Genomic DNA, 12,860 nt, shown 5'->3' with positions numbered 1-12,860 from the left:
GTGATTTTCACAAATGTAGTATTTTTTTTAATTTTTTTTCACATTCGAAATTTTGTGTTCTGCTGATAATTTTGAAACATAAATTTAAAATAATCAGTTATGAAAAAATTTATTTTGAGCAGCGCAGTAAGTATGGTATTACTCAGCTCATGCACTACTTTCAATAGGAAAATGATCAAAAATGATCTTTCTGTTATTAAAAAAGAGAATGCTTTTAATATTGATGGGCGGTATGAATTTAAAGGATATGAACATATCGATGCTGCCAATAAAAAATCTGAGGAAGCAGGTGACATAGCCCGGATGTTTGATATAAAGAACATCAATGTTGAAAATTGTGATCAGCTGGTCATAAAATCTGTACCAATGGAAAAGAAGAATACTTATGAACTTCAGTTTACATTTTTGAAGGAAAGTAAAACTAAATATTCCTTTAAATATAGTGCGGTATTGAAAAATGACTTCTTTATTCTGGATAATTACACTTCATTCTGCCACGGGATTCCTTATCTGTTTGGAGGTTGCAGAAGCTTTCAGTCGAGGATTGGCTTAACCCGCGATCATCATTTGGTCATACAGGATTACTATGACAATAGTGGTGCTGCACTATTTGTGATGGGAGCAGGCTACACTATTAATTACGCTGAAAAATATAAAAGAATCAGTAACGAATAATGATCAATAGCCGGAATGTAATTTTAAAACAACATCATATGAAAACACAATTTTTATTTGTCATTATCTTCCTGATCGGAGGTATGATAAGTGCTCAGGACAGTTTGAGAACTGAAGAAATACAATCAAAGATCATCACTTTTAATCCTAAAAGCATTCCCGAAAATACCAATGGAATCAACCTTGGGGTGATGGATGATTATCAATCCAAAAAAATAAATGGAATTAATCTGCAGGGAAACCCGTTATCTATTATCTATCTGCTGATCCCGAAGCCGATCGAGATTCCTTCTGACGAATCAGCGACGGTTTCTATTAACGGCCTCCATATTTCTACGGGAGGGATTACCGATGGTAAACAATTAAATGGCGTGGGGATTTCCATGTATCATATTGCCCAGGTGACGAACGGGGTAACGATAAACGGATTTAATAATAATTCGGGAAAACTCAACGGCGTGCATGTTTCTTTTCTTAATAATTCGGCAGATACCGGAAATGGGCTGCTGATCTCTTTAAGTAACTCAACGGGAAGTTATAATGGAGCTCAGTTGGGGATCCACAATAAAAGTGATGTGTTGAAAGGAATGCAGATCGGAGGGATTAATATTGCTAAAGAAAACAACGGTTTGCAGATTGGAGTCATCAATAAAACTGAGAAGACAAAAGGTTTTCAAATTGGTTTCTGGAATAAAAACGCGAAAAGGTCTTTACCTCTTGTCAATTTCTAATATCATGAAAACGATAGCTTTTTATATATTCACGTTAATCTCCATACAAGTAGCAGCACAGGCTACAGAGATCAATAACGAAGATAAAAGATCCCTTATTGAGGCAGGAAGTTTTTTTAATTTTTCCCCAATGAAAGCAAAACAAATTCCGGGATTTTATGTAGGATATTGGTACCGTTATCCCATTGATGAATCCAAAACGCACCTGGAAATCGGAGGAAATTTTAATTACAGTACAAGTCTTTATAGTTTTAATTACGGTAAAAATGGGACATTATATCCTATGCAGTCAAAAGAAACGATAGTGAATCTGGGAATTCGAATGGTAAAGGAATATCCTGTTAAAAATAATAAAATAGAATGGGTAAGCGAGCTTTCTTTTCATACGCTGTTCCTGAATGGGAAAGATATTCCTGATAGTGAGCCGGTAAAAAATGACAATGATGGTATTTCCTTTAATGTTGATGCAGAAAGTGTTAGTTCATTGAAATTTGGGCAGGGAATACGTTTCTGGAAAAATAATTTAGGAATAGGAATTCAATTTTCATATATGCCTTATCGTCTTTGGTATAAAACGGTTGTTCCAAAAGGGTTTAATACTTTTTCAATAGAAACCGGATTGAATTTCAAATTTTAGTGTAAATAATTGATATTTTAAAAGGCAGTATTACAAGTTAAGCTGTCTTTTTTGCAACTTGTATCCAATAATCATATTTTTGTAAGATACCCTGGAAAAACTGATGAGAATAAAATATTTTATCCTGTTATTCATTCTAAGTAACATATTGAATGCACAAAGCAATACTGCCGGAAAAAAGCCCTTGGAAAAAAACACTTACCAGGAACTTGAAAATGCGTTCTATAATAGTAAACCGGATGATATAGACGGTAAAAGAAGTATTGCAAAGTATTATGTGAAAAAGGCAAAATCTGAGAAAAATACCACTCAGATTGCTGAAGGATATGTCATGTTACATCTTGATGAAACTTTACCCAATGCTTTAAAGTATCTTGACAGCTTACAAGTTATTACAAAAAACTCCCAGGAAAATTACTATCCTGCCAGAACCTTTTTATTAAGAGGAAACTTATATTACAGGTCCAATAACCTCCAGGCGGCATTGAATAACTATTTGCTAGGTCTGAAATATGCCAAAGAGAAAAAGAATAAAAGGCAGATTGCCATGGCAGATATCAGCATAGCCTACATGAATAACTATATAGGAAAACACGCCGAAACTGCCAAAACGCTCCGGTATTATCTCTACAATGGCGATTATATGAATGAAGATGAGCGGAATAATATGAGATTAAACCTTGCAGATACTTATATTGAAATCAATAAAATGGATTCTGCTTATATTCTGATTCAGGAAGGTCTGCAAATTTCCAAAAGAAATAAAAATGTCTATAGTTACCATCAGAACCTGGGTTTGCTGGGTTATTATAATTTGCAGTCAAAAAAATATCAGAAGGCCATTGATAATCTATTAGAATGTAAAAAATATTTCTTTGAAAGTGGTAATGGAAGCAAAAGAAACGAAAATTATACTTTGTTATACTTAGGGAAATCCTATGCAGGTCTTCAGGAAAAAGATAAAGCGATAGCGTATTTTGCTACAGTTGATTCTCTGGTTCAAAAAACAAATTATGTATACCCGGAATTGCGTGAGATGTACAGTTATCTTATTGATCATTATAGACAAATAAAGGACAAAGAAAAGCAATTGTATTATGTGGAAAGGTTTTTTAAAGTAGATCCTATCCTTCATTCGCAGTTCAGATATATATCCCGTGAATTACCCAGAAGATATGATACTCCCAAATTACAGGAGGAAAAAGAAAGTATTGCTGCTGAACTTCAAAACAGAAAGACCCTCTTTTATATTGTCCTGAGCCTTTTACTGGTGTCTCACTTATTATTTATCAACTTTTATTTTAAGTATAAAAGAACAGAAAAGAAATACAAAAAAATTGCACAGGATCTGATTCATTCCGTCAATGAAAATAAATTTAAAAAAGATCAGGAGATAAAAACAGGATTTCTCCCGAATCCTTTTTCGGTAGAAGATGAACATGCGGAAGATAAGACAAGCAAAACTATTTCTGAAGATATCGCTCATGCTATTTTAAAAGAACTTGAAACTTTTGAAAGCAAAGAGCAGTTTTTAACCAGAGGAATTACATTAGGCGCACTTGCCAAAAAAATAAAGACGAATTCCCGATATTTATCAGAAATTATCAACACTTATAAAGGGAAGAATTTTGCCACTTACCTTAATGACCTTCGCATCGATTATGCCATCAGAAGATTGGCGACCGATAGAAAATTCCGGTCCTATAAAATCCCTTTTATTGCCGAAGAATTAGGCTACAATAATGAGCAGGCTTTCACTTTAGCCTTCAAAAAACGAACCGGAACACCACTTTCTATTTACTTGAAAGAAATTGAAGAAATGAAAGTAAATTAATTATAACTCATTTATTTTAAGTTATTTAATATTATAGATTCATGATTTTAGCTATATAGATTTATGAATCTATAGACTATTTGTTTGTATCATTCTTCTTCTTGCTGCATCTTTGTTCCAGGTAAAAACACACAACATTTTTGTTTTGTACGTGCACAGTATAAAATGAAAATTATAAAACGGCTGATCAGCAAAACTCCATGTCAGGAATTGTATGACAAAAAATTAATCGAACTGAAAATTGAGAATAATAACAGTTAAAAAAAAGAGGTAAAAGGATGAAGTAATTATTGAGAAAAAGTTAGGTACGTAAAAAAATAGTAATCATTTAAAATTATAAAGTATTAGAAAAAGGTCATTCGATCCATTCACAATAGTTAAATATGAGAATCAAAAATTAGAACCGGATGAATGACCTTAAACCAATTTTTTTGTCTGAAACATAAAGAATATCACAAAAAACTAATAACCATTTCTATACAGGATAAAACTAAACCATGAAAACTCAGAGTAAATAATTTTATTCTTTTTAAAAGTGATATTCGTTTACATAAGGACGGATTTTTATAAAAATTCAAGATTCTATTAAGGTGAAAAAGGGAATGTGGGAACGAATAAAAAGTAGCCAAAAATAATAGATTTCCTGAATTGAAAAGTTTTAATGCTTGTTAAATGATTTTAAGGACGGCGCAATCATCAAGTTGCGCTGTTTTTTTGTAACTTTGCAGACATTAATTTTTACATAAAAAATTTATCATCAACAAATGAAAAAGCAAACGATCAAAGAAATCCTAAAGGATTACAAGAAAGTATTACATCATGACATTACAGTTTACGGATGGGTAAGAACATTCCGTGCCAATCGCTTTATTGCACTTAATGATGGTTCTACGATTAATAATTTGCAGGTAGTTGTTGATTTTGAAAATTTTGATGAAGAGGTCATCAAAAAAATTAATACAGCTTCTTCGCTTAAAGTAGTAGGTGAAGTCGTAGAAAGTCAGGGAGCAGGACAGTCTGTAGAAATTATCGCTAAAAAGATCATTATTTTAGGAGATAACTTTACTGAAGAGCTTCAAAGCACCATCCTTCAGCCAAAGAAACACAGTCTGGAGAAACTTCGCGAGCAGGCACACCTGAGATTCAGAACAAATCTGTTTGGAGCTGTTTTCAGAGTGCGTCACGCAGTGAGCTTTGCCGTGCACTCATTCTTCAACCAAAATCAGTTTTTCTATATCAATACACCGGTAATTACAGGAGCAGATGCAGAAGGAGCGGGAGAAATGTTTGGAGTAACCAACTTTGACCTGAACAATATGCCAAAAACTGAAGAAGGTGAAATTGATTTTGCACAGGATTTCTTCGGTAAAAAGACAAACCTTACTGTTTCAGGACAGCTTGAAGGAGAAACTGCAGCCATGGGATTGGGAAGAATCTATACATTTGGTCCTACTTTCCGTGCTGAAAATTCAAATACAACAAGACACCTTGCGGAATTCTGGATGATTGAGCCGGAAGTGGCTTTCAACAACCTTGAGGATAATATTGACCTTGCAGAAGATTTCCTGAAGTATGTGATTCAATATGTGCTAGACAACTGCAAAGATGATCTTGAATTCCTTGATAAACGTTTTGAAGAAGAACAAAAAACAAAACCGGAAAAAGAAAGAGCAAAAGAAGGTCTTATCGAAAAACTTCAAAATGTCGTTGCTAAGCGTTTCAAGCGTGTAAGCTATACGGAAGCAATCGAGATTTTATTGAACTCGAAGGAAAATAAAAAAGGAAAATTTGCATACCCTGTTGAAGAGTGGGGAACAGACCTTCAGTCTGAGCATGAAAGATATCTTGTTGAAAAACATTTTGAAAGCCCGGTAGTATTATTTGACTATCCGAAAGAAATCAAAGCTTTCTATATGAAGTTGAACGATGACAACAAAACTGTTGCAGCAATGGATGTTCTTTTCCCTGGTATCGGTGAAATCATCGGTGGATCGGAGAGAGAAGCAAGATTAGATGTTTTAAAACAAAAAATGACAGATATGCATGTTGATGAGCACGAACTTTGGTGGTATCTTGATACCCGTAAGTTTGGTTCTGTACCGCATGCAGGCTTTGGTTTAGGGTTAGAAAGGCTTGTTCTTTTCGTAACAGGAATGACTAACATCAGAGACGTTATTCCTTTCCCAAGGACGCCGAAAAGCGCTGAATTCTAGAACAATAAAAAAAGCCTTAATGAAAATTTAAGGCTTTTTTTATTATTTAATAGTTTATTATGATAAGAGGTATCATGCAAAAATCATGCTAAATGCGTATTTTATCAAATTAATTTATTAAATTCGTAGAATATGTTATGTTAAAACGCAAACACGAATATGCTTAAACAACACTTACAACTCAAATTAGGACAGAAACTGGCCCCTCAGCAGATCCAGTTGATGAAGCTGATTCAGCTGCATACTCTTGAATTTGAAGAGGAGTTGGAGAGAGAGTTAGAAGAAAACCCTGCTTTGGAAATTGCAAAGGAGGATTCTAAAGAAGATGAATACTCTTCTTTAGAAGACGCTTATCAGGATGAGGGTACAGAAAGCATTGAAACAGATTTCGACGTCAATGAATATATTTATGACGACGAACCAAGCTATAAAACCGCGTCCAGCAACTACTCTCCGGATGATGAAGAGTTTGATAATGAAAGCCTTCTCACAGAGGGACAATCCTTATACGATTATCTTACAGAACAGATTCACCTTGTAAATATCAGTGAAGAAGATCTTAAGATTGCTGAATATCTTATTGGAAATTTAGATACAGACGGATATCTCAGAAGAGAGATCAAATCTATTGTTGATGATCTGGCTTTTTCACAGGGAATTTATACAACCAAGGAAAAAGTTGATGATATCCTGGAAAATTATGTACAGAAACTTGATCCGCCAGGTGTAGGAGCAAGAGGGCTGCAGGAATGTTTATTATTACAGATTGAAAAGAAAGTAAGCTCAGATAAGGCTGTTTCTTTAGCTGCAAATATCTTGAGAAATCAGTTTGATGCACTGACCAATAAACACTATAACAAGATTATTCAGAAATACGATATTGAAGAAGATGATCTGAAAGATGCGCTGGATGAAATATCAAAATTGTCTCCAAAAGTAGGAGGTAACTTTGATACTCAGACAATTACGATTAATCAGGAAATTATCCCGGATTTTGTAATTCAGGTGAAAGATGGTCTTGTGATTCCTATGCTTAACAGCAAGAATGCGCCTACTTTAAGAGTTTCTGAAGAGTATAAAGATATTCTTACAACCTATTCACACGATAAAAATTCATCGGAACATAAACAGGCTGCATTATTTATTAAGCAAAAGCTTGATGCTGCCAAGTGGTATATTGATGCGATTAATCAGCGTCAGAACACCTTATTGCAGACGATTACAGCGATCGTTAAGTTCCAGAAAGATTATTTCATCACAGGAGATGAAAAATCGCTGAAACCGATGATCTTAAAAGATGTTGCCGATATTACCGGATTTGATATTTCTACCATTTCCAGAGTCGTAAAAAGCAAATATGCAGATACTCCAAACGGAATTGTTTATCTAAAGGATCTGTTTTCAGACAGCTTAACGAATGATGATGGTGAAGAAGTTTCTACCAAAGAGATTAAAACTCATCTTCAGGAAGTGATCAGTAAAGAAAATAAGAGAAAACCGCTGACAGATGATGCCTTAGTGGTGATCTTAAAAGAGCAGGGATATAATATTGCTAGAAGAACGATTGCAAAATATCGTGAACAGCTCAATATTCCAGTTGCCAGGTTAAGAAAAGAACTTTAAATAGTATCCAACATATAAAAAGGTGAACATCTGATGTTCACCTTTTGTTTTTTATAAAATTGATCGCAAGATCTATCCTTATCAGGAAATTAGTTATAAATTTTTCACATTTTCCAGCCCCAATTCTTTCATAGAAATTTCCCGCATTTCAACTTTTCTTATCTTTCCGGAAATAGTCATGGGGAAGTCATCTACAAACTTCCAGTATTTTGGAACTTTGTAATGAGCAATTCGTCCTTTACAGTACTCCTGCAATTCTTCCTCGGTGATGGTAAATCCTTTTCTCACCTTGATCCAGGCCATTACTTCCTCACCAAATTTTTCGCTGGGAATTCCAATGATCTGAACATCCAGAATGTGGGTATAGGTATACAGGAAATCTTCAATTTCTTTAGGGGAGATATTTTCTCCACCCCGGATAATCAGGTCTTTTATTCTTCCGGAAATGGTAATGTATCCGTCTTTGTCCATTACAGCCATATCACCGGTGTGCATCCAGCGGGCAGCATCCAGTACTTTTTTGGTGTTTTTAGGATCATTCCAGTATTTCAGCATAACAGAATATCCTCTGGTACAAAGTTCGCCATGTTCTCCGCGTTTCAGAATCCTTCCATTTTCATCAACAATCTTGATTTCAAGATGATCCTGAACAGTTCCTACGGTGCTTACCTGTTTTTCCAAGGGTGTACCGATTAAGGTTTGAGTAGATACAGGCGATGTTTCGGTCATTCCATAGCAGATACTCATCTCTTTAATATTCATCAGATTTTCCACCTTTTTCATAATTTCAGGCGGACAAACTGAACCTGCCATAACGCCGGTTCTTAAACTTGAAAAATCGTAGGTATCAAAATCTTTTACCGCCAGCTCAGCGATAAACATTGTCGGAACACCATATAAAGACGTACATTTTTCATCTGAAACCGCTTTTAAGGTAATGTCCGGATCAAAACTATCGTTGGGAATAACCATACAGGCACCGTGAGCAGTACAGCATATATTTCCGATGACCATTCCGAAGCAATGGTAAAAAGGAACAGGAATACAAACTCTGTCTTTTTCCGTATATTTTAATCGTATACCAATGAAATATCCGTTGTTTAATATATTGTGATGTGAAAGTGTAACTCCCTTTGGAAACCCTGTTGTTCCTGAAGTATATTGAATGTTCACAGGATCATCAAACTGTACATGTTCCTCAAAACTATGCAAAACTTCATCCGAAATATCCTGTCCGTTGTTGACAAAATCCTCCCAGTTATCATCGAAGAATATCTCATGTTCAAGACTGGGACAAACCTCTTTGGCATATTCTACCATTTCTCTGTAATTGCTTGTTTTAAAATGCAAAGAAGAAAAAATGAAACGGATCTCAGACTGATTAAGAACATAAGTCAGTTCATGAGTCCTGTATGCCGGGTTGATGTTCACCAGAATCGTTCCAATTCTGGCAGTGGCATATTGTAGAAGCACCCATTCATAGCGGTTGGAAGCCCAGATTCCGATTCGGTCGCCGGCTTTTGCTCCTAAAAATATCAAAGCTTTGGCAATCGCTGTTGTTTGATTGTAAAACTCCTGATAGGTAGCTCTGTAATCCTGATGAACACAGACTAAAGCTTCTTGGTTGGGAAATTTTTCGACAGTACTTTTGAGATTTCCTCCAATAGTCTGTCCTAATAATGGAACCTCAGAAGTTCCATATACATAAGATAAAGGCATAGTAAAAAGATTTGGTGAAATAAAAATAATAATAAAATCTTGAACTATAGCCTATGCCCACTAATTTTCCTGTGAATCTGTTTCTTTTAGTGGTTTAATGTTTTTGGGGAGCTTTTTTAACTTAAATTGATGATGAAATGTAAAGCTATTATGGTAAGCAGATTATGATTTTTGTTCTGTGCTGCTCTCAATCTCTTTTAATTGTTGTAGATTTTCACTTAGCCTACGTAAAATAATTCCGTAAACAATTCTATAATATCCCCAGATTAAAGATACTGTCAGTAAGGTACTGATAGCAATTTTGACAATCATGATCGTAATATTGGAACTGCTGGATTCTATATTTTGAGAATTTAAGGTATAAAATATAAAAGCGATCAGTATAATAGTAAATACAATCAGTAATACAATACTGATCAGGATGAAAGCATTAACCGTTTTTTTGAAACTGATAATTCTGGTAATAAGCCCTTTAAGGTTTTCCTCAATCTTTATTTTACGATAATTCTGATAAAACTTTAATACAAAATAAGCCGTAATCAGTAAGCTTAAGATTTTAATCCCGAGATACACATGACCGAAGTTGGTTTCAACCTCAGGAGCTTCCTGAGCACCAAATCTTTCCAGCATCTTGCGGAAACTTTCCGATTCTTCCTCCTGGAAAAAATAGAACAGTCCCAATACAGAAAAGAATAAGAATTCTATAACGCTGATCCAGAAAATATACTTCACATAATTACGTGACTTTCTATTCAACATCTGAAGAATCTCTTGGTTGTCATATTTTGGCTGTACAGGTTGTTCCTGCCATGTTTTCTTAAAACTATCTAAATCAAATTCAGGCATATTTTTCCATCTGTTCTTTAAGGGTTTTCTTTAATCTGTTCATTTTCACACGTGCGTTGACTTCCGTGATTCCGAGGTTTTCTGCAATATCCTTGTAAGGCAGATCGTCAAGATACATCATGACAATGGCTCTTTCAATATTTGGAAGAGTCTTGATTACAGTATACAAAAGCGATATTTGTTGTTGTTTTTCGTCATCATCTTCCACGAAATCTTTGTGGTTGATGTCCAGTTCATTGGTGGGAAGGCTTTTGCTTTTTTTTCTAAAGAGGGTAATGGCTGTATTGAGCGCTACACGATACATCCATGTGGAAATTTTGGAATTTCCTTTAAAAGAATCATAGCTTCTCCAGAGTTGTAAAACAATCTCCTGGAAAAGATCTTCCTCATCTTCAAGAGAATTAGTATATAAGCGCGATACTTTAATAATCAAACCCTGATTATCCTTGATGAGTTGCGCAAATTCTTTTTCTCTGGAATCCATAGATGTATAATGGCACGAAGATAATAATAATGTGGTAATTAGTGAAAATTAATAATGGTAAAATCGTAAAAGGGTTAAAAGGAACAAAGCAAATAAGATTCCTGGCTTCTAAATTCAGGATTATTTGTCATTTGGGCTTTCGTCCTTTTCCCACAAAATTTGTCTATCTTTGCACTTACGAGAAAGTCGGCTTGTTGATTTCCCGTTTGGGAGGTAGGAAAGTCCGGACACCATAGAGCAGCAAAGCGGATAACATCCGTCACCCGTGAGGGTAGGACAAGTGCAACAGAAAGCAGGTACAGTTCGGCTGTAGTGAAACCAGGTAAACTCTTTGCGGTGCAATGGTAAGTATATCGGTTCTTTTCAGTAATGAAAATAGGGGCGGCTCGTCCTGAAAGCCGAGGGGTAATCAGCTCAAGTTTTGCAGCAATGTAAAACGTAGATAAATAACAGGCACTTCTTCGGAAGTACAAAATCCGGCTTATAGATTTTCTCGTGATTTTTATTAAGCATAATCAATTTCAAAAATAAAGCGGAGAATGTTCTCCGCTTATTTTTTTAGTTTTCATAGATGGTTAAGGCTATAAAATCAGCATACTGAACCCATTCAGCATGGATGTTGGGCATATTTTGTCCATATACAATAGTGCTGCTGGACGGACTTAGAACAGGATCTCCCATTCTAAAATGATCTATAACATTTCCCTGGGTATCTACCGTGAAGAAGTCATAGTAAGCCCATTTTACAATGTTCATTACACTTGAAATGATAGGATGATTGTAAGGATACGTCGTTGAATTCTGGGGAGCAGAAAGAACTTCCCATTGGTATACCGGTACTATAGCAGTTCCGGATGTATTAAGGGAATCAAACTTGGTATCTGTATGAGGAGGAATAGTGTATAAACCGGATGGACTGGTTGATACGGGAATAACAAAAGGGTAATAAGGAGGGTTAGGGTTGCCTGCTCCCATTCTCCCCTGAATGGTATATGAAGTTTTATTGAATATGGCAAGGACGTTATTTTGATTCTGAGAGAAACAAAATACACCCAAAAATAAGAAAGTAAGTACTATTATTTTTTTCATGATTATAATTTAAATGTGATAGATTAAAAATATTGAGTCTGAAAAAGCGGCGTATTCTAATTACCGGCTTTCATCGTTTTGTATATTTCTTCCTTCTTTTTAAAACTAATATCAAGTGCCCAGGCAATAATTTTGTTTTTATCACCTCCTGTTTTGCTGTTCATTTCTGCCTCAGAAATCCCGGTAGAAGTAATCAATGCCTTAGAAGCCGGAAGGATAACTTCCTTTCTTCGATCGCTCAATTCTACAGAATTTCTTCTTTTTTCTTCTGCCGTAGGTTGATTTTTAGGATCTCCTAAGCTTGTAAACGCCTTATCAAAGGCTTCTACTTCCGGAGTTTTCATACTTTCTGCAGTGTTGATGACCGACTGTTCATTACTGCAGGAAACTAAACCTGTAAGAATAAAAGCTGATAACAATAAATGCTTTTTCATAGTTAAATTTTTATTATTCATTAATAAATCTGAAGATAAGTGATTGAAGTACTACCGCTGGTAATGGTAAATATATTGGTATAATTAGCTCCATTTGGAGTGGTGTAATCAACAGGTGAATTATAACACGGATTTCCTGCAACAGCAATGTTAACACTGAAATTAGGCACATTGTTGTGGGTGCCCGCATATACCATCCCGAATTTGGCTAATCCCCATTTGGTACTTGCTGCAAATGATGAAGCCGGATCTAACAATGGGAAATTCCAGGGTCTGAGATCCGTAATATTTGGCGAACTTGAGACCGTCCATTCTGACTGTGGATATAGAGATGTTGTAAATTGATCTCTGTAATTGTCGTATTGAAGCTGATTTCCATTCCCGGTATTAGAATTTGCCGGTACGGTAATAGGAAGATTGTTGGCGACTCTCGGATAGCATGGTGACGTCATATTAAAAGCCAGTATATGGCCATAAAAATCATAAGCCGAGTAATTATTAATAATAAGTGTTCCCTGTGCATACGCAGTGGTCATAGCAACAAGGCTTAATAATGTGATGATTTTTTTCATGGT

Annotated in this window: 12 protein-coding genes and 1 other RNA gene; 7 read left to right on the top strand and 6 right to left on the bottom strand. The window is 35.3% G+C overall.

Features of this window, described 5'->3' with window-relative positions; all coding sequences use genetic code 11:
- The first annotated feature begins 99 nt into the window (after positions 1-99).
- From EG342_RS00310 to rpoN, 6 genes are all read left to right on the top strand, one after another.
- Positions 100-675, top strand: a complete 576-nt coding sequence (locus EG342_RS00310; RefSeq protein WP_246008699.1) for a hypothetical protein — start codon at positions 100-102, stop codon at positions 673-675.
- 38 nt (positions 676-713) lie between these two features.
- Entirely contained in the window at positions 714-1,406 is a 693-nt protein-coding gene (locus EG342_RS00305; RefSeq protein ID WP_123868007.1) for an LA_2272 family surface repeat-containing protein, read from the top strand.
- Between the two features lie 4 nt (positions 1,407-1,410).
- Positions 1,411-2,043, top strand: coding sequence for a hypothetical protein (locus tag EG342_RS00300; protein ID WP_103293999.1), 633 nt, complete (start codon positions 1,411-1,413; stop codon positions 2,041-2,043).
- A gap of 103 nt (positions 2,044-2,146) precedes the next feature.
- Positions 2,147-3,877, top strand: coding sequence for a helix-turn-helix domain-containing protein (locus EG342_RS00295; protein WP_103294000.1), 1,731 nt, complete (start codon positions 2,147-2,149; stop codon positions 3,875-3,877).
- 764 nt (positions 3,878-4,641) lie between these two features.
- Positions 4,642-6,090 (top strand): asparagine--tRNA ligase, encoded by a 1,449-nt coding sequence (gene asnS, locus EG342_RS00290; RefSeq protein WP_103294001.1) that lies wholly within the window; start codon positions 4,642-4,644, stop codon positions 6,088-6,090.
- Between the two features lie 159 nt (positions 6,091-6,249).
- Positions 6,250-7,713, top strand: a complete 1,464-nt coding sequence (rpoN, locus tag EG342_RS00285; RefSeq protein WP_103294002.1) for an RNA polymerase factor sigma-54 — start codon at positions 6,250-6,252, stop codon at positions 7,711-7,713.
- Between the two features lie 93 nt (positions 7,714-7,806).
- On the opposite strand, the gene EG342_RS00280 is transcribed toward rpoN, so the two are convergent.
- From EG342_RS00280 to EG342_RS00270, 3 genes are all read right to left on the bottom strand, one after another.
- The gene (locus tag EG342_RS00280; protein ID WP_103294003.1) at positions 7,807-9,432 is read right to left on the bottom strand and encodes an AMP-binding protein; all 1,626 of its coding nucleotides are present in this window, start codon (positions 9,430-9,432) and stop codon (positions 7,807-7,809) included.
- 162 nt (positions 9,433-9,594) lie between these two features.
- Complete coding sequence (locus tag EG342_RS00275) at positions 9,595-10,278, bottom strand: beta-carotene 15,15'-monooxygenase (RefSeq protein ID WP_103294004.1); 684 nt, start codon at positions 10,276-10,278, stop codon at positions 9,595-9,597.
- Complete coding sequence (locus EG342_RS00270) at positions 10,271-10,762, bottom strand: RNA polymerase sigma factor (RefSeq protein WP_045500386.1); 492 nt, start codon at positions 10,760-10,762, stop codon at positions 10,271-10,273. Before EG342_RS00270 ends, EG342_RS00275 begins: the two co-directional genes overlap by 8 nt.
- A 178-nt stretch (positions 10,763-10,940) precedes the next feature.
- Here EG342_RS00270 and rnpB point away from each other — a divergent pair.
- Positions 10,941-11,262: RNase P RNA component class A (rnpB, locus tag EG342_RS00265), an RNA gene on the top strand.
- 58 nt (positions 11,263-11,320) lie between these two features.
- On the opposite strand, the gene EG342_RS00260 is transcribed toward rnpB, so the two are convergent.
- The 3 genes from EG342_RS00260 to EG342_RS00250 are packed head-to-tail and all read right to left on the bottom strand — an operon-like array spanning position 11,321 to position 12,857.
- Positions 11,321-11,851 carry a hypothetical protein gene (locus EG342_RS00260; RefSeq protein WP_103294005.1) on the bottom strand — a complete coding sequence of 177 codons (531 nt, stop codon included), beginning with the start codon at positions 11,849-11,851 and terminating at the stop codon, positions 11,321-11,323.
- Between the two features lie 56 nt (positions 11,852-11,907).
- The gene (locus EG342_RS00255) at positions 11,908-12,285 is read right to left on the bottom strand and encodes a hypothetical protein (protein ID WP_123868006.1); all 378 of its coding nucleotides are present in this window, start codon (positions 12,283-12,285) and stop codon (positions 11,908-11,910) included.
- A 20-nt stretch (positions 12,286-12,305) separates the two neighbouring features.
- The gene (locus EG342_RS00250) at positions 12,306-12,857 is read right to left on the bottom strand and encodes a hypothetical protein (RefSeq protein WP_123868005.1); all 552 of its coding nucleotides are present in this window, start codon (positions 12,855-12,857) and stop codon (positions 12,306-12,308) included.
- Between the last annotated feature and the right edge of the window lie 3 nt (positions 12,858-12,860).

The sequence above is a fragment of the Chryseobacterium lactis genome (genome assembly GCF_003815875.1).
GTDB classification, from domain to species: Bacteria; Bacteroidota; Bacteroidia; order Flavobacteriales; family Weeksellaceae; genus Chryseobacterium; species Chryseobacterium lactis.
The sequence above is the reverse complement of the archived record's forward strand: the minus strand, read 5'-3'. Positions and strand labels throughout refer to the sequence as shown.